The organism is Pseudomonas sp. 65/3-MNA-CIBAN-0223 (assembly GCF_040310425.1).
GTDB lineage: Bacteria > Pseudomonadota > Gammaproteobacteria > Pseudomonadales > Pseudomonadaceae > Aquipseudomonas > Aquipseudomonas gregormendelii.
In genome coordinates, this window is record NZ_JBEOPV010000001.1 from 314,018 (window position 1) to 334,277 (window position 20,260).

Below are 20,260 nucleotides of genomic sequence, written 5' to 3' on the forward strand. Positions count from 1 at the left end.
TTGCCCACGCTGTGGCAGGCCCTGGAAAAGCCTGAAAACAATAAGAAGCTGAGGAATTGCAATGAGCGTCTTGTTCGAGCCGGTCGCCCTGGGCGAACTGCAACTGGCCAATCGCATCGTCATGGCCCCCATGACGCGCAGCCGCGCCCTAGCCGATGCAGTACCCGGCAGCGATATGGTCGAGTACTACCGCCAGCGGGCCGGCGCCGGGTTGATCGTGGCCGAGGGCACCGCGCCTTCCGCGAGCGGTCTGGGCTATTGTCGCACCCCGGCCATCTATAACGATGAGCAGATCGTCGGCTGGCGGCGTGTCACCGAGGCGGTGCATGCCGAGGGCGGGCGCATCGTCCTGCAGCTGATGCATGTCGGTCGTGCCGCCAGCCGGCACAACAAGCCAGTCGGGGCGGCCACGGTGGCGCCGTCGGCATTGCGTGCGCGCACACAGGTGTTCAGCGACGCCGCCGGCCTGGTGGACACTGACGAGCCGCTGGCGCTGAGCCTCCAAGGCATTGGCGAGGTCATCGAAGACTACCGTCAGGCCGCACTGAATGCGCGCCTGGCGGGCTTCGACGGTGTCGAACTGCACTGCACCAGCGGTTACCTGCCGATGCAGTTCATGGCCTCAGGCAGCAACCAGCGCAGCGATGCCTACGGCAGCGACGTGACCGGACGGGTGCGTTTCGCCAAGGAAGTCATCGAGGCCATGGCCAGTGCGATCGGCGCTGGCCGTGTCGGTTTTCGCCTGTGCCCCGGTAATCCCTACAACGACATTGACGACCGCGATCCCGCAGGGACGGCGGCCGCCTTGTGTGAAGCTGTGGCGCCGTTAGGGCTGGCATACCTGCACATCATGCGCTCGCCTCTGGCCGACCTCGATGCCTTCGCCCTGGCGCGTCGCCACAGTCCCCATGCCTTGATTCTCAATGATGGTTTCGACGGCCACTCGGCCAGTGCCGCTCTCGCGTCGGGCGAGGGGGCTGCCGTGTCGTTTGGCCGTCACTTTATTGCCAACCCTGATCTGGTGGAGCGCTTGAAGCATGGCCTGCCTCTGAGTGGCTTCAACCGCAAGACCCTGTATACGCCGGGTCGGGCCGGGTACTCCGATTACCCCACTTATCAAGCGAATGCGCAGGAGGTGGCGCGATGAACCTGAATGACGTCAGCCACCTCCTGCCGACCCGCGCGGTACCACGGGAGCAGACCCAGGCACTGCTTGACCGGCGCTCGGCGGCGGCCGGGCTGATCAAGCCGAGTGATCGGCATACCCTGGCGGACCGCCTGGAGCAACAGGCGCGCGAGCAGGGTGAACGCACATTTCTGATCTACGGCGAGCAGGCGCTGAGCTACCAGGAAGTCGATGCCCGGGCCAATCAGATGGCCCACACTTTTTACGCCAACGGCCTGCGCGCCGGTGATGTCTGTGCCCTGGCCATGGAAAACCGCCCGGCGTTCTTCTGCACCTGGTTCGGCCTGGTGAAGCTGGGAGTGGTGGTGGCCTTCATCAATACCCAGGTAAACGGCCGTGCGTTGCTGCATGCATTGCACACCACCGACGCCAAGGCGTTGGTGATCGGTGAAGAATGCCTGGCCAATATACAGGCCACCGAAAGCTTTCCGGACTTGCCATGCTGGCTGATACGCGACGCGGAAAACCCCTGGAGCGGACCGCTGCCCAAGGTGATCGACGGGCATTTCGATGCACGCCTGGAAAAAGCGCCGCGCACGCCGTTTCCACGCGATATTCGCGCGCACATCGAAGCGCAGGCGCCGACCCTGCTTATTTTTACCTCGGGCACTACCGGCTTGCCCAAGGCGGCGCGCTACAGCCACATGCGCTGGATGTCCTCGGGCGATGTGATGGAAGTCACCCTGCAAGCCACTTGCGAGGATGTGTTCTATTGCTGCCTGCCGCTGTACCACGGCGCCGCAGCCACCTCGGTCACCTCTACCGCGCTGCGCGCCGGTGCAGCCATCGTAGTGCGCCGCAAGTTCAGCGTGCGTGAGTTCTGGAAGGACGTGGCCCGTCATCGGATCAGCATCTTCCAGTACATCGGTGAAATCTGCCGCTATCTGCTCAATCAGCCGGTGCGCGCCGGTGAGCGCGAGCACAGCTTGCGCTGCATGCTCGGCGCCGGGCTGTCGCCGGATTCCTGGCAGCGCTGGCTGGAGCGCTTCGGTCCGATCCAGGTGTTCGAGGGCTGGGGCGCCACCGAAGCCAATGCGGCGGTGATCAACGTCGACAACTATTTCGGTTCTTGCGGACGCGTGCCGGACTGGAACAAGACCAATTTGCGGCTGGTGCGTTACGACATCGAAAACGACTGCCATCCGCGGGACGAAAACGGTTTCTATCAAGTCTGCAAAGTGGGGGAGATCGGTGAGGCCATGGGCTTTATCGTCGACCACCCGGACATTGGTGGCGGGCGTTTCGAGGGCTACACCTCAAGCGAGGCAACCGAGAGCAAGATCCGCCGCAATGTGTTGCGCGAAGGCGATGCCTGGTGGAGTTCCGGCGACTTGTTGCGCGAGGACGCTGAGGGCTATTGCTACTTCGTCGACCGCATCGGCGATACCTATCGCTGGAAGAGCGAGAACGTTTCGACCCAGGAAGTGGCGGACGCCCTGGGAGATCTCAAGGGCCTGGAACTGGTGAATATCTATGGGGTGCAGGTGCCGGGCCATGAAGGCCGCGCTGGCATGGCCGCGGTCCAGATGCAGGCGGGCCAGGTGTTTGATCCGGCCGCACTGTATGCCGTGACTGAAGCGCGCCTGCCGCGCTACGCGGCTCCGGTGTTCGTGCGGGTTACCCAAACGGCCGACCTGACGGCGAGCTTCAAGCTGCGCAAGGTTGACCTACAGCGCCAGGGCTACTGCCCGAAGCGTTGCGGCGACCCATTGTTCATCCGCGACGAACAGGTCCGCACCTATGTGCCTTACTCGCAAGCAGCTCTGGAGCGGGCTGGCCTGGCGCCCTTCGCGGTGGCCGACCATGGCTGATCTCGACGCCAACGGTCACGAACTGCGCAGCGGCTTGCGCTATCCCTGGCCACAGCCGCCGGATTCCGGACAGGTGCTTGAAGTGGCGCCGGGTGTGTGGTGGTTGCGCATGCCGCTGCCGTTTCGCCTGGATCACATCAACCTCTATCTGCTGCGTCACACCGACGGCTGGGTAGTGGTGGACACCGGCATGAACACCGCGCAAACCCGAGAAGTCTGGGACCGGGTGCTCGGCGACGTGTGTGGCGGGCTGCCTCTGCTGGCGGTGGTGTGTACCCACTTCCACTCTGACCATGCCGGTGTGGCCGCATGGCTGTCGGAGCGTTTCCACTGCCCGGTGTATATGACCGCCAGCGAATTCCAGTCACTGCACGTCAGGTTTCCCGCCGAGCAACCACCGGGCTGGGACCTTCTCGATTTCTACCGCAAGGCCGGCGTCAGCGACGAGCAGAGTGCCGAGATGTTCGCGGTGATGAGCAACGCGCATTTCCTGCCAGCTGCGCTGAACCATTTCCGCCGTTTGCGCGAGGGCAGCTGCCTGCACATCGGCGGTCGTACCTGGCAGGTGGTCATCGGTCGCGGTCACTCGCCGGAGCATGCGTGCCTGTACGCCGCCGATGACGACTTGCTGATCTCTGGCGACCAGGTGTTGCCGCGCATCACCTCCACCGTCGGTGTGCATGCCACAGAGCCGTTGGCCAACCCACTGCGCGAATGGCTCGACTCCATCGAACACCTGCGCAGTCTGCCCGACAGTGTGCTGGTGCTACCTGCACACGAGCGGCCGTTCTTCAATTTGCATCAGCGCCTGGATCAGCTGGAGGACCATCACCGCGGGCATCTGGCACTGATGCTGGCCAACTGTGACGAGCCGCGCACCGTGCTCGAACTGATGGCTTTGCTGTTTCCCAAACTGTCGGGTCGTTTCGACGAACTGATGGCGCTTGGCGAAACGTTGGCCCATGCCAACTACCTGGTGGCCGAAGGGTCGCTGGAGCGGGAAGAGGACCGGGGGCTATATCGCTACCGGCGTGCTGTAAGGGGAGCGTGCGCGGTGACATCGCTCAAGGTGTTTTGAGCGGACGGCACGGCAGCAGTGTTGAACATTCCAGGCAGCCAACCGGTTGCCCTTCAGGAGAGTCAGTGTGATCAACAAAAACAACAATAACTCTACGGTCATCGGTTCAAGCGCGTTTCAGGTCACCAGCCTGGCGGCGGCCATTGCGCTGGTGTCGACACCGGTATGGGCCGGTGAAACCATCGAGTTCGACAACGGCGCGACCATCGACTGGTCAGTGACCACCAGCTACGGCCTCGGTGTGCGTACTGGCAGCCAGAGCGATCGCTTGCTGACGGTCAACGCCGACGATGCCAACCGCAACTTCGACAGTGGCAGCCTGACCACCAACCGCGTAGGGGCGCTGGGTGAAATGATCCTGCGCAAGGACAACTACGGCGCGGTGGTGCGGGGCAGTACCTTCTATGACGATGTCTACCATCGCAAAAATGATAACGACTCGCCCGCCACCGTGAACAAGAACGGCAGCAACGACGAGTTCACCAGTGACACCCGTTACTACAGTGGCGGTCGCAGCAAACTGCTGGATGCCTACGTGTTCAGCGGCTGGCGCTTTGACAACAACACCATGCTTGACGTCAAGGCCGGTCGGCACATCGAATCCTGGGGCGAGAGTTTGTTCTACCCCGGTGTGAACGGCGTTCAGAACCCTTCCGACGCGGTCAAAGCATCCCAGCCGGGTGTTGAAGTGAAGGAGATTCTGTTGCCGGTGGGCCAGTTCTCCGGCTCTTTCCGCCTCAACCCCAACATCACCCTCGGCGCTTACGTGCAGTACGAATGGAAGGGTACTGAATTGCCGCCGGTGGGCAGCTACTTGTCGAGCAGCGATGTGGTCGGGCCCGGGCGTGAATTCATCTATGCCAACGGCCAGAAGATCGCCTACCGCGGCACCGACGAACCCCGCGATAGCGGCCAGTGGGGCGTTCAGGTTCGCTACCGCCCGGTACAGGCCATCGAACTGTCGCTGTTCCACGTCAATTACCACGACAAGAATCCGGCCACCGCCCTGGTCGGCTACGACCCGCGGCCAGTGGGCGGAGGCCTCAACGCCTTCGCCATCAATGGTTATCGAATCAAGTACTTCGAAGACATCAAGCTGACCGGCATCAGTGCCTCGACCAAGCTCGGCGATACCCAGATCGGCGCCGAATGGTCGTATCGCGACGGTGCGCCGGTGATGGTCAACACAGGTCTTGGGGCTGTCCCGGCCAGGGGCAAGGGCCAGCAAATGCAATTGTCAGCGTTGCGAATCCTGGGGGACCGTCCCTGGGCCAGCCAGACGACGCTGACCGCCGAAGTCATCCGGGTGCAGGTCGACAGCGTCGAAGCCGCTTCGGCCGCGCCGAACCTGCAGGGTGTAAACCTCCTTCCTTCCGTGGCATCTCTCGTGGCGGCTTCCGATGACTACACCTACAGCACCGGTGCAGGCTACCGCACCAAATCTTCCAGCGCCTACACCGTGGGCGCATCGTTCAGTTATCCGGGGGTTTTCCAAGGCTGGGATCTGGAAGTCCCCTTCAGTTTCTCCAATGTCTTCAGCGGCTCCACGCCCATGTCCGGAAGCATCTCCGGGGTGCAGGGCGACCGACGCCTGAGCATGGGCACCACGTTCAAATACTTGAGCAACCTGGAAGTCGGCTTGAAATACATCGCCTATCTGGGCGAGGCGGACCCGATCGACCGTCCGTTCGCTGACCGCGACTACGCCACATTCTCGATGAAATACACCTTCTGATCGACCACAAAGGTCCGCGGCCGCCTTGCTGCGCCCGGACCTCAACACACTGGAAAAAGCCGCAGCGTAACGCTTCGGCATGGAGGCACTAATGGGGCTCAAAGGGCATGCGGCCATTGTTGGCACCGCACAGTACAAACCGGAGAAGTATTCGACCGCACCCAAGATGTTTCACCTCGAGCAGGTGGCCGACCTGGCAGCGCAGGCCCTGCGCGATGCCGGCCTCAAGGCCTCGGACCTCGACGGGTTGGTGATCAACGGTCCACATTTTCATGAGGCCTCGGTGTTTGTACCGGCGATGGCTGCCGAGTACCTGGGCTTGCGACTGAACTTTGCCGAAGTGGTGGACCTGGGGGGCTGCACCTCGGTCGGTATGGTCTGGCGCGCCGCCGCCGCAATCGAATTGGGGCTATGCCAGGCCGTGCTATGCGTGATCCCTGCACGCATGGCGCCATTGGGGCCCGATGAGGATCCTGGCTGGATGGCCCGGTCCATGCGCTTTGGCGGGCATAGCACGGCATTCGGCGCGCCCGAGGCTGAATTCGATCTGCCTTACGGGCACATGGGTCAGAACACCGGCTACGCGATGATCGCCCAGCGTTATGCCGCGCACTACGACTACGACCAGCGGGCCATGGCCAAAATTGCCGTGGACCAGCGCACTAACGCCCTGGCCAATCCGCAAGCAATGTTCTATGGCCAGCCGTTGACCATCGAGCAGGTGCTGGCCAGCAAGATGGTGGCCGACCCCTTGCACGTCCTGGAAATCGTCATGCCGGTGGCCGGCGGCGCCGCGATGATTATCACCAACAAGGAAGTGGCCGCGCGGGCCCGCAAGCGTCCGGCCTTCATCACCGGGTTTGGCGAACACCTGGCATTCAAGTCGCCGTCCTATGCCGAGGACATGCTGCACACGCCAATTGGTCCGGCTTCCCAGCGAGCCTTTGCCATGGCTGGGCTCAAGCCACAAGACGTCGATGCCGCGCAGATCTACGACTGCTACACCATTACCACCTTGCTGACCCTTGAGGATGCCGGTTTCTGCGCCAAGGGTGAGGGCATGGCGTTTGTGCGTGAACACGACCTGACCTGGCGTGGTGATTTTCCGATGAATACCCATGGCGGACAACTGAGTTTCGGCCAGTCGGCCTCGGCCGGTGGCATGAGCCAGGTGATCGAGGCGGTGACGCAAATCGCTGGCACTGCCGGTGAACGGCAACTGGGTCGCTGCGACAGCGTCTACGTCTCGGGCACCGGTGGCGTAATGAGTGAGCAGGGCGCATTGATACTTCAGGGAGCATAAGCACATGTCCAACAACAAACCGATGCCCGTGGCGACACAGATCTCCGCGCCCTTCTGGGAGGGTCTGAAGGCTCGCCGACTCTTGATCCAGCAGTGCAATGCCTGTGCACACTGGAACTTCTACCCGCGCCGACATTGCCCTGTGTGCCTGGAACACGACCTGGCCTGGCGCGAAGTCGACGGCGCAGCAACGCTGTACAGCTATACCGTGACGCGCATCGCGACCTTGCCCGATTTCATGGATGAGATGCCGCAGAAACTGGCGGTGGTCGAGCTGGCCGAAGGGGTGCGCATCAACACCAACCTGGTCGGCCTTGAGGAAAACGAAATCGAGATCGGTATGGCCTTGCAGCCGGTGTTCGCCGAAGTCGACGCCAAGGGCAATCGTCTGCTGCGCTTCACCGGCACTGACAAGGATGCGGCGAGCCTTGAGCCGCTGCCCGCAATGGGCAGCGAGCCGGCGCCTTCAACGGCGGCACAACCTCCCGCGCGACAGGTCGACCTCAACGACGGGCCGGCCTTGCAGGCGCTGGTCAGTGAGCAATACAGCGACTGGAGCAATGTGGTGATGGTCGACCAGGCGCTGATCGACGACTTTGCGCGGTTGTCGGGGGACGATTACTGGATTCATACCGATCCGCAGCGGGCGCGGCTGCAAAGTCCATTCGGCGGCACCATTGCCCATGGTGCGCTGGTGCAAGTGCTGCAGTCGCGGATGAAATTGGCGTTGGGCTTCGAAATCAGCGGCTTCACCACTCAGATCAATTATGGCTCCGATCGCCTGCGCTTCCCTGCGCCTGTACCAGCCGGCTCGCGCATCCATTCGCGGGCCCGGGTGAAAAAAGTCGAAATCCTGGCCCGTGGCACCCAGCTCACCCTGGAACTCAACATTCATGTGGTGGGCCAGGACCGGCCGTCGGTGATCAACGACCTGGTGATCCTGTACATGGCTTGATCGCCACCCAATCCAATGAGCGGTGATCTCCTGTGGGAGCGAGCCTGCTCGCGAAGAGGCCATACCTGTCGGCATCAATGCCCACGGGTCTACCACCATCGCGAGCAGGCTCGCTCCCACAGTTGCATAAGCCATTTGGACGATGTGCCACCCATTCCTTGCACCGACTATTGATCCAGAGGCAACGCCCATCTCGATTGCCTCGCATGCCTTGGTGCGTGACAAAAACAAGAGGATTGTCCCTATGACTTGCCTTATCCACGCCGTCCCCGAACAGGAGCGTTGCTCATGCGCTCGGTGATCGGCTACGCGGTCTGCCTGGTGGTCGCCTTGACCATTGGCTACACCTTTTCCCCCAAATCCCCTCCGCAAGCAGAACTGTTGGCCACGCGCCCGGACCGGGTGCAGATCAACGGCCTGCTCAATCTTGGCGCCCGAGTGGTGGCCGTGGGCGAACGTGGCAGCATTTTGCTCAGCGATGATCAGGGCGTCAGTTGGCAGCCAGCCAGCGTCGCAACGCAGCGCAATGCCACACTGACTGCAGTGGTGGCGCTTGACGCCAAGCGTTTGCTGACCGTGGGACATGATGGCTGGATCCTGCGTTCCGAGGATGCCGGCAGCAGCTGGCAGGAAATACGTTACGACAGCGATCTGGGCGAGCCGCTGCTTGGCATCTGGACCGGCGGTGGCGACAGCGTCATGGCGTTCGGTAGCTTCGGCAAGTTCTATCAATCTCTGGATGGCGGACAAACCTGGGCACCGCGGCAGCTGGACATCGACAGCGCGCACCTGAACAGCATGGCAGGTGGCAACGATGGCCGACGCATGCTGGTGGGCGAGCAGGGCCTGGTGCTGCGTACTACCGACAGCGGCCAGCACTGGCAGCCCCTGCCGGCGTTCTACAGCGGTTCGCTGTTCGGCATTGTGCGTTTGAGTGCGAACAACTGGGTGACCTACGGCATGCGCGGGCATGTGTTCGTCAGCCACGACTTCGGCGACAGCTGGACCCAGATCAAGCTCGGTAACCAACTGCCGTTGTACGGCCATGTGTTACTGCCCGATCACTCCGGCCTGGTGATCGTCGGGGCCGGCAGTTCGGTGGTACGCCTGGATGCACAGGGCGCGCTCGTCGGCGTCGGACGCCTGGCCGGTCTTGGCACGTTGACCTCGGCGACGATGGTGGGCTCGCGACTGCTGGTAGGTGGCGAGCGCGGCGTGTTGCAGGGCTCAGGTGGCAGCGTCGCTGCCCTAGTGGCCACACAGGCCACCCAGTAAATGAGAGGCGGTCAATGAATCAAGCTAAACACTGGGTGACGCGCTGCGTCGAAACGTGCGCCGACCACCTGATGGCCTGGCGCAAGGGGCTGCTGGTGTTGTTCGTCCTGGTGACGCTGGGCCTTGGCTACAGCGCCACCCATACGCAACTGGATCCGGGTTTCAACAAACAGATCCCGGTGCGTCACGAGTACATGATCAATTTTCTCCAGTTCAGCCGCTACTTCACGGGTGCCAACCGTTTCCTGGTCAGCGTGCGCTGGAAAGGCGAAGGCGACATCTACAACAACGAGTACCTGGAGACCCTGCGCAAGGTCACCGACGACGTGTTTTTCATTTCCGGGGTCAGTCGCCCCAGCGTGACGTCGCTGTTTACCGCGAATGTGCGCTATATCGAAATCACCGAAGAAGGGTTCTTCGGTGATGTGGTAGTGCCTCCGCGTTTCAGCGGTACTCCAGAAGACCTGGCGCAGGTGCGCAGCAACACGGCGGCCTCCGGGCAGGTCGGTCGTCTGGTGGCCAACGACCTCAAGTCGGCCATGGTCCGCGCCGACTTGCAGGACGTCGATCCCAAGACTGGCCAGCCGGTGTCCTATGTCGAGATCGCCAAGCGTCTGGAAGAGGTCCGCAGCAAGTACAACAGCCCCAATATCGAGATCAACATTGTCGGCTTCGCCAAACTGGTGGGGGATGTGGTTGAAGGGTTGAACACGGTGATCGGTTTCTTTGTGGTGGCCTTCGTCATCACCGGGTTGCTGCTGTGGCTGTATTCGCGGTCCCTGCGCCTGACAGTAGTGGCGTTGCTGGTCGCGTTGCTGCCGGTGGTCTGGTTGCTGGGTGTGCTGCCGCTGCTGGGCCTGGGGATCGATCCGATGTCGATCCTGGTGCCATTCCTGATTTTCTCCATCGGCGTGTCCCATGCGGTGCAGATGACCAACGCCTGGAAACAAGACGTGCTGGCCGGCAGTACGTCGAAGGAAGCGGCGCGCTCGGCGTTCTGCAAGATCTTTATCCCGGGCTCGCTGGCCTTGCTGATGAATGCCCTGGGCTTCGCAGTGATCATGATGATCGACATTCCGATCGTTCACGAATTGGGCGTGACGGCCTGCATCGGCGTCATGTTGATGATCATCACCAACAAACTGATGCTGCCGGTGATCATTTCCTACCTGCGGCTGGAACCTGCGCTGTTGCGTCGGGCGCAATCGCGGCCGGCGGGCAGGCACCCCCTGTGGTGGCGCTTGTCGGCACTGGCCGAGCCTGGGCCTGCCCTTGGGGTATTTGTTGTCAGTCTGTTGCTGCTGGCGGCCGGGGCCTACAAGGCTCGCGACCTGGCAGTGGGTGATATCGGCGCGGGCGCGCCGGAACTGCGCGCTGATTCGCGCTACAACCAGGACAACGCCAGGATCATCAGCAGCTACTCCATCGGGCTGGATGTGATGTCAGTGTTCGTCCAGGTCAAGGGTGTCGAAGAGGGCTGCTTGTCGCCTACCGTGATGCGCGCGGTGGAAGCCTTCGATTTCCGCATGCGTACCGTCTCGGGTGTGCAGTCGATTCAAAGCGTGGCGGACATGGGCAAACGGGTGATTGCTGGCAACAACGAAGGCAATCCGCGCTGGGCGGCGATACCGGGATCACCCCGCGGCCTGAGTCAGGGCGCTCGGGCCTATATGCCGGATGATGGCCTGGTCACCGACGGTTGCCAGCAGATGCAGATCCTGGTGTTCCTCACCGACCACGAAGGCAGCACGGTCAGCCATGCGATCACTGAAGCGAGGCGGATCATTGCCGAAGTCAGCTCGCCGCAAGTCGAGTTCCTCCTGGCGGGTGGCAACGTGGGGGTTATGGCGGCCTCCAACGAGGCGGTCAAGCGTGCGGAAGTGATCATGCTCGGGGCGTTGTTTGGATCAGTGGCACTGTTTTGCTGGCTGACTTTCTTATCCATCCGCGCGGTGTTGTGCATTCTGGTGCCGCTGGCGATTGTCGCTATTCTGTGTAACGCACTGATGACCATGCTCGGTATCGGCCTGAAGGTCTCCACCTTGCCTGTCATGGCGCTGGGTGTCGGAGTGGGCGTGGACTACGGCATTTACCTGTACGAACGTATTCAGCACGAAATGCTGCGCGGAGCCAATCTGCGCGAGGCGTTCTACCAGGCCATGTGCCAACGCGGCACGGCGGCGGTATTCACGGCCGTGACCATGTCCATTGGCGTGTGCACCTGGGCGTTCGCACCGCTGAAGTTTCAGGCTGACATGGGTGTGTTGCTGTCGTTCATGTTTCTGGTCAACGTGCTGGGGGCAATTTTCCTCCTTCCGGCGCTGGCCGCCTGGTTCAATCGTGGGCGGCCGTTGGTCGCCGACAGAATGCGCCAGCCGGTGCCGTTACAAGGGCAGTTTCGTCTGAAAAACAGCCCGGCCGAGCGTGATCGAGGAGGCGAAAAATAAACCTGTCCGACCTATTGTGGAGTCCGCACACACTAGGGAAACTGGCTGAGAAGTTGCAGTCGAATGAGGGGGAACCCGGGTTCCCCCAGCCGAAATTATAAAAATAACAAGGGAAGGGCGCAGTCCTTACCCGAGCGAGATAAGACTATGCAAAACGCTGACTTGACGCACCAGGCCCTGGCCAGTCTTGGCCTCGATCTCACGCACTACAACCAGTTGGTGGGCGAAATCTACGAAGGCGCCCTGGATCCAAAGCTGATGGCCCACGCCCTTCGAAGCTTTCTCAAACTCTACGGTGCCAACTACGTCACCTTGATCCTGCGGGTGCCGGAGCAACCCGAAACCGGCGTGATGATCATCGTCGGTGACATCGAAGGCGCCGGTGATATCTGCTACATGACCTACCCGCAAATCGATTCGCCGTTCTCCAACCAGCCGCTGGACCATGTGTTCACCGTGGACGACCTCATGAGCGCAACGCAATGGGAGCAGAACGGCTACTACAAAATGTTCTGCGAACCCTATGACGTGTACCACTTAATGTGTGCCGATATTTCCACACCGGACGGCGGCAAACTGCGCTTGCGCATGACTCGCCCCAAACGGGCTCCCAACTTCTCTGCCAACGACCGCGCAGTGTGCGCCAGCTTCCTGCCTCACCTGCGACGTGCCTCCCAACTGCATAACTTGCGAGACCGCAGTGAATCGCTGAGCGAGTTGTACTCCCAGGCCATCAGCCGGTTATCGGTGGCGACCCTGGTGCTCGACGAGAGCGGCAGTGTGTTGCAGATCAATCCCGTGGCCCAGGAAATCCTTTCCCGTTCCGATGGCTTGAAACTGGTGGGCGGACGCCTTGAGGCGACGTATCCCAGCGATAACCGTGAGTTGCAACGCCTGATTCGTGGCGCGTTCTGTCCCGATGCCCCAAAAAGCGCCGAGGCCATGTCGGTGACGCGTCCATCCGGCCTGGTCAACCTCGGCGTGGTCGTCGAATCGATTCCATCACTGGACTGGGCAGAGGAGAAGGGGCAACCGGCGGCGTTGGTGTATATCCGCGATGCGTCGAGCAAATCCCTGGCCAGTGAAGTGGTGACCAAGCAGCTGTTCAACCTGACCAAGGCCGAAACCGCCCTGGCCATGGAACTCGCCAACGGCTTGTCCCTGGAGGAAGCTGCCGAAGTGCTCAATATCCGGCGCAACACCGCGCGGGCACACTTGCGCTCCATCTTCTCCAAGACCGGAGTGCGACGCCAGACGGAACTGGTGCGCATCATGCTCAACAGCGTGGTTGCCTTGGGCAAGCCGCAACTCGCGTTGAAGGTGGCCGAAAAAATCAAGGTGCCGCCGCTGCGGCTGGCCGTGCCGATCTACCGTCAGGCCTGATCCTGCCCACCCTTCGCCGGGCCATTCGCCGCCCGGCGTAGCTAACATTCACGCAGCACATTTTTAGTCCGCACAGACGATGCCGTCCCGTGATCGCCCTGTCGATACTGGGCGGACCAATCACGGAGAATCACCATGCCAATTACAGCCATCACCGGCAGCGCCTCGGGAATCGGGGCGGCCGTATCTGCGGCCATGCGCGCCGCCGGGCATCAGGTCATCGGGATCGATCGCAGTAACGCCGAAGTGATCGCCGACCTGTCCACTGCGCAAGGGCGTGAGGCCGCCATCGGGCAAGTGCTTGAACTCAGCGGTGGGGTCCTCGATGGGCTGATCTGTTGCGCCGGGGTCGGTGTCACGGCATCCAACTGCGGTTTGATCCTTGCGGTGAATTACTTCGGCGTCAGCCAGTTGCTCGACGGCTTGCAGGGAGCGTTGGCCAAGGGCCAACAGCCGGCTGCGCTGGTGATCGGCTCGGTGGCGGCGACTCATTCCGGGCCCGATGGCCAGCCGATGACCAACGCGATGATCGCCGGTGAAGAGGCCCGGGCGCTTGAGTTGGCCAACGACCTCGGTCAACCGCACGTCGCCTATGCTGCTTCCAAATGTGCCATCAGCCAGCATGCCCGTAGCCTGGCGGTGAGCTGGGGCAAGCAGGGCATGCGTTTGAACGTAGTCGCGCCGGGTGCGGTTGAAACGCCATTGCACCAGGCCTCGCTGGACGATTCGCGTTTTGGCCAGGCTACCCGCGAATTTGTCGCACCTCTGGGTCGTGCCGGACAACCTGCGGAAATTGCCGCAGTAGTTGCCTTCCTGCAATCGCCCCAGGCTTCGTTTATTCATGGCAGTGTCGTGTTCGTCGATGGCGGCATGGACGCCATGGTCCGCGCCACGCGCTTCTAAAAAGGAACTTGCATGAACAAAGTGGCATTCATCACCGGCGCCAGCCGGGGCATCGGCCGTGAGGCGGCGCTGGCATTCGCCCGCGCCGGCTTCGACCTGGCGATCAGCGCCCGTACCCTCAACGAGGGGGAACAACATGAGCATGCCCTGCGCGACGCCGCCGGGGCGCCCCTGGCCGGCAGCCTCAATGGTACTGCGCAGGCCTTGCGTGATCTGGGGTGCCGGGTGCTCGTCGTGCCGATGGATTTGCTCGACAGCGCCTCGGCCCTGGCCGCCTGCCAGGCGGTGCTGGCCGAGTACGGGCGCATCGACGTGCTGATCAATAACGCGATCTACCAGGGCAGTGACCTTAATGCCGGATTCATGGACCTGCAGGCCCGGACCCTGGAACGGATGTTCCAGGGCTACATTCTCACCCCGTTCCTGCTGACCAAGGCGGTTGCCGAGCACATGGTGGCGCGCGGGGGCGGGGTGGTGATCAACGTCACTTCCGGTGCCGGCGAAAGCGACCCACCGGTAGCTGCGGGCAAGGGCGGCTGGGGTTATGCGTACGGCGCCGGCAAGGCGGCAGTGTCGCGATTGTCCGGGGTGTTGACCACTGAACTGGGGGAGGCTGGCGTGCGCGCCTATACGCTCAATCCTGGCGTAGTCACCACAGAGGCACTCAAGGCGACCATCGGCGAGAAAGGCCTGATCGCCCTGCGTGCGGGCAGCGCTCCACCCCACGTGCCGGCGGCGGTGATGCTGTGGCTGGCCACGGCGGAACAGGCATCCGGGTTTCAACGGCGGACCATTGCTGCGCAGCCGTTTGCGCTGGAGCACGGCATCGTCGCCGATTGGCGTTGACAGAAACTGCTTGTGAAAGCGGTGGGCCAGTTGGCATAGAGGGCGACGGGCATGGCCTCATCGCGGGCAAGCCCGCTCCCACAGTTGCGGTGTCGTACACAAAACCTGCGTACATCACTTAACCTGTGGGAGCGGGCTTGCCCGCGAAAGCGTCGGAGCGGGCTGTGGGATCTTTACGCCTGCCGCCGCTGGCGGGCGAGGGTCATGGCGGTGTCTTCGATCATGTCTTCCTGGCCGCCGACCATGCCGCGGCGACCCATTTCGACCAGGATTTCCCGGGCCGACACGCCATATTTTTTCTCGGCGCGCTTGGCGAACAACAGGAAGGAACCATAGACCCCGGCGTAGCCCATGGTCAGGGCATCACGGTCGCTGCGGATCGGGAAGTCCATGATCGGCACCACCAGGTCTTCGGCCACGTCCTGGATCCCGAATACGCTGACACCCGTTTCGATCCCCATGCGATCACACACTGCCACCAGCACCTCCATCGGCGTGTTACCTGCGCCAGCACCGAGGCCCGCGCAGGCGGCGTCGATGCGGTTGGCCCCGGCGGCAATCGCGGCAATGGAGTTGGACACACCCATCGACAGATTGTGATGGCCATGAAAACCGATCTCGGTCCCTGGCTTGAGGGCTGCCCGCATCGCCGCCACACGTGCACTGACTTCATGGGGCAGCAGGTAGCCCGCCGAGTCGGTCAGGTAGATGCAGTTGGCGCCGTAGCTTTCCATGAGCAAACCTTGCTTGACCAGGCCCTCGGGGCTGTTCATGTGAGCCATCATCAGGAAACCGACGGTGTCCATGCCCAGGCCGCGGGCGTGGGAGATGTGCTGCTCGCTGACATCGGCCTCGGTGCAATGGGTGGCCACCCGGATGGTGTTGACGCCCAGTTCATGGGCCATTTTCAGATGATCGACTGTACCGATGCCCGGTAGCAGCAGCGCAGAAACCTTGGCCTTTTTCATCAGCGGAATTACCGCCGACAGGTATTCTTCGTCGGTGTGGGCCGGGAAGCCGTAGTTCACCGAACTGCCGCCGAGCCCGTCACCGTGGGTGACTTCGATCAGCGGCACGCCGGCCGCGTCAAGGCCGCAGGCGATGTCCTTCATCTGTTGCAGGCTGATCTGGTGACGCTTGGGGTGCATGCCATCGCGCAGGCACATGTCGTGGACGGTAATGCTTTTGCCGCGAAGATCCATGGTCTTTTCCTTATGCGTTGGCGGTTAAGCCGGTGGCTTGCAGAACCAGTTCGCCCTTGAGGATTTCCTCGGCGAACATCTCGGCCGTGCGTGCCGCCGCAGCCGTCATGATGTCGAGGTTGCCGGCGTACTTGGGCAGGTAGTCGCCCAGGCCTTCGACCTCCATGAAAATCGACACCCGATTGCCGTCGAACACCGGGCCATTAACCAGCTTGTAGCCGGGCACATAGCGCTGCACTTGCTCGATCATGGCCTCGATAGCGGCCGTGATCGCCGGCTGGTCGGGCTCAGTGACTGTCAGGCAATGCACGGTATCGCGCATGATCAGCGGCGGCTCTGCGGGGTTGATGATGATGATTGCCTTGCCTTTCTTCGCGCCGCCGACTTTTTCCACTGCCCTGGAGGTGGTACGGGTGAATTCGTCGATGTTTTTTCGGGTGCCGGGCCCGACTGATTTCGAAGCGGCGGTGGCGATGATTTCGGCATATTCCACCGGCTGTACGCTGGACACCGCTGCCACCAGCGGAATGGTGGCCTGGCCGCCGCAAGTGACCATGTTGACGTTCATGACGCCCAGGCCCAGTTGAGCCTTGAGGTTGACCGGCGGTACGCAATACGGGCCGATGGCTGCTGGCGTGAGGTCGATCATCAACACGCCCAAGGCATTGAGTTTGCGCGAATTTTGCGCGTGCACGTAGGCCGAAGTGGCATCGAAGGCAATCTGGATCTGGTCTTCCAGCACATGAGGCAGCAATCCGTCGACACCCTCGGCCGTGGTCTTCAGGCCCAGCTCGCGAGCCCGGGCGAGGCCTTCGGAGGTGGCGTCGATGCCCACCATCCACACCGGTTCCAGCACGTCACTGCGCATCAATTTGTACAACAGGTCGGTTCCGATGTTGCCCGGCCCGATCAGCGCGCATTTGATCTTTTTGTTCATGGTCTTTGGCTCCAGGAAGGGAGAAAGGGAAGGGCGTGCAGGGTGATCAAGGGACAAAGCGCAGGCTGGCTTCGCCCAGGCCACTCATGGACAGACTGATCTGGTCACCGGCGACTACGGGCACCAGCGGCGCCAGGGCACCGGAGAGAATGATCTCGCCGCGGCGGAACGGAATGCCCAGCTCGCCCAGGGTATTGGCCAGCCAGGCCACGGCTGCGCAGGGGTGGCCTTGTACCGCCGAGCCCAGTCCCGAGCCTGCCGGCTGGCCGTTTTTAAGCATTTGCATGTGCACCGCGGCAAGGTCCAGCGAGCGCGGGTCGGTGCGCTGGGCGCCAAGGGCAAACACGCCGCAGGAAGCGTTGTCGGCCACGGTGTCCTGGATACGGATCTGCCAGTCATCGATTCTTGAGTCGACAATCTCGAAACAGGGGACGACCCATTGACTGGCAGCGAGTACGTCCTCGGCGCTGATGCCGGGGCCTTGTAAATCTTCGCCGAGAATAAAGGCGATCTCGCCCTCGGCCCTCGGCTGGATCAGGTTGTAACGGGCGAGGCTGACTTCGCAGCCATCCTCGACCTGCATGGCATTGGTGAGGAAACCGAAGTCTGGCTGGTGCACGTCCAGCATTTCCTGTACGGCGCGGCTGGTCACCCCGATTTTCTTGCCAATCACCTGCTCGCCAAGTGCCTCGCGACGTTGCAGGAAGTGCAAGGAAATCCGGTAGGCCTGTTCCAGGGTGATCTGAGGGTAGCGCCGGGTCAGGGGCGCCAGGGTCTGACGGCTGCGCAAGGCGTTGAACAATTCGTCGCCCAGCGTGTTGATCAAATGAGCGTCCATGGCAGGGCTCCAGTCATGTGGAAAAAAAACCCGCCCCGGCGTCATCAGGGGCGGGCCAAAAACAGCTGCTTAGCCGGGCCAGACCGACGAGTCAGCGCCGCCATCGACGTCGATAACCTTGCCAGTCACCCAGGCCGAGGCCGGGCTGGCCAGATACAGCGCGGCGGCAGCAATATCTTGCGGGGTACCCAGGCACTTGAGTGGAGTGTTGCTTTCCATGACTTGGCGCATGGCACTCGGCATCACGCCATTGAGCGCTTCAGTGAGGGTAGGGCCGGGTGCGACAGCGTTGACCCGGACCTGCGGTGCGAAGTCCTGGGCCAGCAGGCGGGTCAGATGGCTGAGGGCAGCCTTGGCGGTGCCGTAGGCACTGAAATGGCGCTGTGCATAGCGTGCCGCTACCGAGCTGATATTGATGATGTTGCCGCCGCCTGCCTCGCGCATCAGCGGCACACACAACTGGCAGAAGGCGTAGCTGGTGGCGACGTTGAAGTTCAGCACCTGAGCGAACTGCTCGGGTGACATCGCCAGCGGATCATTCGGACCGCCACCGCCGACATTGTTCACCAGGTGAGTGATACGACCCATTTGCTCCACGCTCTGACGCACCAGCGCATGGCGTTGCTCGGCGTCGTTGACGTCACACGCGACCGCCAGGGCGCGTCGTCCAAGGCCGCGAACTTCTTCGGCCACGGCCTGAACTTCGTCCAGTGACCGCGCCGAGCACACCACATCTGCGCCGGCTTCGGCGTACGCCAAGGCAATCGCCCGACCGATTCCCCGGCCGCTGCCGGTGACGATGGCGACGCTGCCGTGCATCTGGAAACGCTGCAAAATACTCATGGCCCTTGCTCCGTGGGGTCGATGGTTGATGGGTTGACTATCGTCGCAACGACCGTAGCCAGCATCGTCTCAATGGACTATCAAACAGGGCACATACCCCGTAGGTGCTGCCGCAGGCTGCGATCTTTTGATCCGGTTCTTTAGAAGCAGGATCAAAAGATCGCAGCCTGCGGCAGCGCCTACCCAGGAAGAACCCGGCTCTCGCAACCGGCGCAAGCGGTACTCCCCCTAGTCCGCTTTGACGATGAATGATCGCGCGCTCGATCCGATGATTGATCACAACTGGCGCAGTGGCGCAGTGAGATCGGGAGAGTTGAGTGATGCACAGCATGCGAGAAAAGACCCAGGACGAACGTGATCTGATTGAGCGTGCGCGCAGCATGGTGCCCGCCCTCAAGGCGCGCACGGCGCAGGCCGACAAGGACTTGAAGATACCGGTGGAGACCGTGCTCGAGTTGCAGTCCACCGGGCTGCTACGGGCCATGCAGCCCAGGGCGTTTGGTGGATATGAAGTGGACCCGCGTACCTTCTTCGAAATCCAGACCATCCTTGCCGAAGGTTGCATGTCCACTGCCTGGATATACGGCGTGATGGGGGTTCACCCCTGGCAACTGGCCCGCTACCCGATCGAAACCCAGCGCGAAGTCTGGGCGCATGACCACAACGCATTGATCTGCTCGACCTACATGCCGGCGGCCAGGGTCACGGTGGTGGAGGGCGGTTACCGCATCAGCGGGCGCTGGGGGTTCTCCAGCGGCAGTGAGCACTGCCAATGGGTGCTTCTGGGAGGAATACTGCCGCCCGATGGCGAACAGGCCGCCGAGCACGGCACCTTCCTGTTGCCGCGCAAGGACTACCAGATTGAACGCAATTGGGACGTCATGGGCCTGCGCGGCACCGGAAGCCATGACATCACGGTTGAGGATGTATTCGTCCCCGCCCATCGCGTGCAGCGCACCAATAACTGGACGCTCGATGCAACGCCCGGGCGCCAGGTCAACACCAACCCGATCTACGCGATTCCGTTTGCCCAAGTGTTCTCCCGCGCCGTCTCCACATCGGCCATTGGCGCCCTGCAGGGTGCGATCAACGAGTTCCGTGACAATGCCGCCAAACATATCGGCAAGCACGGTGCCCGTACCGCAGACGATCCTGTGGCGCAAACCGCCATTGCCGAAGCGATGATCACCGTCGACAGCCTGCGCCTGGTGCTGGAACGCAACTACGAGCACCTCATGAGCCTGGCCCGCGCCGGCGAATACCCGGATACCGAAACCCGGCTGTTGTATCGCTACCAGTCGGCCTACGTGACCAATATTTGCGCCGAACGGGCCAACGACCTGCTGCGCAGCATGGCCGCTTCAGGCTTGTACAACACCAACCCGGTGGCGCGACTGTTCCGCGACCTGCACCAGGCACGTGGACACATTGCCAACAATTACATGGCTTACGGGCGCAGTTACGGCGCGGTGATGCTGGGTTTGCCCAATCCGGACCCTTACGTCTGAAGCCATGGCG

The 20,260-nt window shown here is 62.1% G+C and carries 16 protein-coding genes; 12 read left to right on the forward strand and 4 right to left on the reverse strand.

Features of this window, described 5'->3' with window-relative positions:
• The first annotated feature begins 61 nt into the window (after positions 1–61).
• The 11 genes from AAEZ09_RS01300 to AAEZ09_RS01350 all read left to right on the forward strand — a co-directional run bounded on the left by AAEZ09_RS01300 (position 62) and on the right by AAEZ09_RS01350 (position 14,922).
• Positions 62–1,147 (forward strand): alkene reductase, encoded by a 1,086-nt coding sequence (locus AAEZ09_RS01300; RefSeq protein ID WP_350597736.1) that lies wholly within the window; start codon positions 62–64, stop codon positions 1,145–1,147.
• Positions 1,144–2,997, forward strand: coding sequence for a long-chain-acyl-CoA synthetase (locus tag AAEZ09_RS01305; protein ID WP_350597737.1), 1,854 nt, complete (start codon positions 1,144–1,146; stop codon positions 2,995–2,997). Before AAEZ09_RS01300 ends, AAEZ09_RS01305 begins: the two co-directional genes overlap by 4 nt.
• Positions 2,990–4,075, forward strand: a complete 1,086-nt coding sequence (locus AAEZ09_RS01310; protein WP_045058539.1) for an MBL fold metallo-hydrolase — start codon at positions 2,990–2,992, stop codon at positions 4,073–4,075. Before AAEZ09_RS01305 ends, AAEZ09_RS01310 begins: the two co-directional genes overlap by 8 nt.
• A gap of 67 nt (positions 4,076–4,142) precedes the next feature.
• Positions 4,143–5,810 carry a DUF1302 domain-containing protein gene (locus AAEZ09_RS01315; protein ID WP_350597739.1) on the forward strand — a complete coding sequence of 556 codons (1,668 nt, stop codon included), beginning with the start codon at positions 4,143–4,145 and terminating at the stop codon, positions 5,808–5,810.
• Between the two features lie 91 nt (positions 5,811–5,901).
• The gene (locus tag AAEZ09_RS01320; RefSeq protein WP_045058537.1) at positions 5,902–7,113 is read left to right on the forward strand and encodes a thiolase family protein; all 1,212 of its coding nucleotides are present in this window, start codon (positions 5,902–5,904) and stop codon (positions 7,111–7,113) included.
• Positions 7,114–7,117: 4 nt separating this feature from the next.
• A complete protein-coding gene (locus AAEZ09_RS01325; protein ID WP_045058536.1) occupies positions 7,118–8,068 on the forward strand; it encodes a bifunctional OB-fold nucleic acid binding domain-containing protein/MaoC family dehydratase in 951 nt (316 codons plus the stop codon).
• A gap of 288 nt (positions 8,069–8,356) precedes the next feature.
• Positions 8,357–9,343 (forward strand): WD40/YVTN/BNR-like repeat-containing protein, encoded by a 987-nt coding sequence (locus AAEZ09_RS01330; protein ID WP_045058535.1) that lies wholly within the window; start codon positions 8,357–8,359, stop codon positions 9,341–9,343.
• A gap of 14 nt (positions 9,344–9,357) precedes the next feature.
• On the forward strand, positions 9,358–11,790 hold the full coding sequence (locus tag AAEZ09_RS01335) for an efflux RND transporter permease subunit (RefSeq protein WP_350597741.1): 2,433 nt from the start codon (positions 9,358–9,360) through the stop codon (positions 11,788–11,790).
• Positions 11,791–11,937: 147 nt separating this feature from the next.
• Positions 11,938–13,173, forward strand: a complete 1,236-nt coding sequence (locus AAEZ09_RS01340; protein WP_350597743.1) for a LuxR C-terminal-related transcriptional regulator — start codon at positions 11,938–11,940, stop codon at positions 13,171–13,173.
• Positions 13,174–13,308: 135 nt separating this feature from the next.
• Entirely contained in the window at positions 13,309–14,076 is a 768-nt protein-coding gene (locus AAEZ09_RS01345; protein WP_350597745.1) for an SDR family oxidoreductase, read from the forward strand.
• Positions 14,077–14,088: 12 nt separating this feature from the next.
• On the forward strand, positions 14,089–14,922 hold the full coding sequence (locus AAEZ09_RS01350; RefSeq protein WP_350597747.1) for an SDR family NAD(P)-dependent oxidoreductase: 834 nt from the start codon (positions 14,089–14,091) through the stop codon (positions 14,920–14,922).
• A gap of 173 nt (positions 14,923–15,095) precedes the next feature.
• Here AAEZ09_RS01350 and dmpG read toward each other — a convergent pair whose 3' ends face one another.
• The 4 genes from dmpG to AAEZ09_RS01370 all read right to left on the reverse strand — a co-directional run bounded on the left by dmpG (position 15,096) and on the right by AAEZ09_RS01370 (position 18,742).
• Complete coding sequence (dmpG, locus tag AAEZ09_RS01355; protein ID WP_350597748.1) at positions 15,096–16,124, reverse strand: 4-hydroxy-2-oxovalerate aldolase; 1,029 nt, start codon at positions 16,122–16,124, stop codon at positions 15,096–15,098.
• Between the two features lie 10 nt (positions 16,125–16,134).
• On the reverse strand, positions 16,135–17,061 hold the full coding sequence (locus tag AAEZ09_RS01360; protein WP_122839829.1) for an acetaldehyde dehydrogenase (acetylating): 927 nt from the start codon (positions 17,059–17,061) through the stop codon (positions 16,135–16,137).
• Between the two features lie 46 nt (positions 17,062–17,107).
• Positions 17,108–17,899 carry a fumarylacetoacetate hydrolase family protein gene (locus AAEZ09_RS01365; protein WP_205893613.1) on the reverse strand — a complete coding sequence of 264 codons (792 nt, stop codon included), beginning with the start codon at positions 17,897–17,899 and terminating at the stop codon, positions 17,108–17,110.
• Between the two features lie 69 nt (positions 17,900–17,968).
• Positions 17,969–18,742, reverse strand: a complete 774-nt coding sequence (locus AAEZ09_RS01370; RefSeq protein WP_045058527.1) for a glucose 1-dehydrogenase — start codon at positions 18,740–18,742, stop codon at positions 17,969–17,971.
• A gap of 320 nt (positions 18,743–19,062) precedes the next feature.
• Here AAEZ09_RS01370 and AAEZ09_RS01375 point away from each other — a divergent pair, with 320 nt between their 5' ends.
• The gene (locus AAEZ09_RS01375) at positions 19,063–20,250 is read left to right on the forward strand and encodes an acyl-CoA dehydrogenase family protein (protein ID WP_045058526.1); all 1,188 of its coding nucleotides are present in this window, start codon (positions 19,063–19,065) and stop codon (positions 20,248–20,250) included.
• Positions 20,251–20,260 lie beyond the last annotated feature (10 nt).

Excerpts from the sequence above, each read along its gene's own strand:
- AAEZ09_RS01300 (WP_350597736.1), top strand. The coding sequence starts at position 62 with ATGAGCGTCTTGTTCGAGCCGGTCGCCCTGGGCGAACTGCAACTGGCC.
- AAEZ09_RS01305 (WP_350597737.1), top strand. The coding sequence starts at position 1,144 with ATGAACCTGAATGACGTCAGCCACCTCCTGCCGACCCGCGCGGTACCA.
- AAEZ09_RS01310 (WP_045058539.1), top strand. The coding sequence starts at position 2,990 with ATGGCTGATCTCGACGCCAACGGTCACGAACTGCGCAGCGGCTTGCGC.
- AAEZ09_RS01320 (WP_045058537.1), top strand. The coding sequence starts at position 5,902 with ATGGGGCTCAAAGGGCATGCGGCCATTGTTGGCACCGCACAGTACAAA.
- AAEZ09_RS01325 (WP_045058536.1), top strand. The coding sequence starts at position 7,118 with ATGTCCAACAACAAACCGATGCCCGTGGCGACACAGATCTCCGCGCCC.
- AAEZ09_RS01330 (WP_045058535.1), top strand. The coding sequence starts at position 8,357 with ATGCGCTCGGTGATCGGCTACGCGGTCTGCCTGGTGGTCGCCTTGACC.
- AAEZ09_RS01335 (WP_350597741.1), top strand. The coding sequence starts at position 9,358 with ATGAATCAAGCTAAACACTGGGTGACGCGCTGCGTCGAAACGTGCGCC.
- AAEZ09_RS01340 (WP_350597743.1), top strand. The coding sequence starts at position 11,938 with ATGCAAAACGCTGACTTGACGCACCAGGCCCTGGCCAGTCTTGGCCTC.
- AAEZ09_RS01345 (WP_350597745.1), top strand. The coding sequence starts at position 13,309 with ATGCCAATTACAGCCATCACCGGCAGCGCCTCGGGAATCGGGGCGGCC.
- AAEZ09_RS01350 (WP_350597747.1), top strand. The coding sequence starts at position 14,089 with ATGAACAAAGTGGCATTCATCACCGGCGCCAGCCGGGGCATCGGCCGT.
- dmpG (WP_350597748.1), bottom strand. The coding sequence starts at position 16,124 with ATGGATCTTCGCGGCAAAAGCATTACCGTCCACGACATGTGCCTGCGC.
- AAEZ09_RS01360 (WP_122839829.1), bottom strand. The coding sequence starts at position 17,061 with ATGAACAAAAAGATCAAATGCGCGCTGATCGGGCCGGGCAACATCGGA.
- AAEZ09_RS01365 (WP_205893613.1), bottom strand. The coding sequence starts at position 17,899 with ATGGACGCTCATTTGATCAACACGCTGGGCGACGAATTGTTCAACGCC.
- AAEZ09_RS01370 (WP_045058527.1), bottom strand. The coding sequence starts at position 18,742 with ATGAGTATTTTGCAGCGTTTCCAGATGCACGGCAGCGTCGCCATCGTC.
- AAEZ09_RS01375 (WP_045058526.1), top strand. The coding sequence starts at position 19,063 with ATGCACAGCATGCGAGAAAAGACCCAGGACGAACGTGATCTGATTGAG.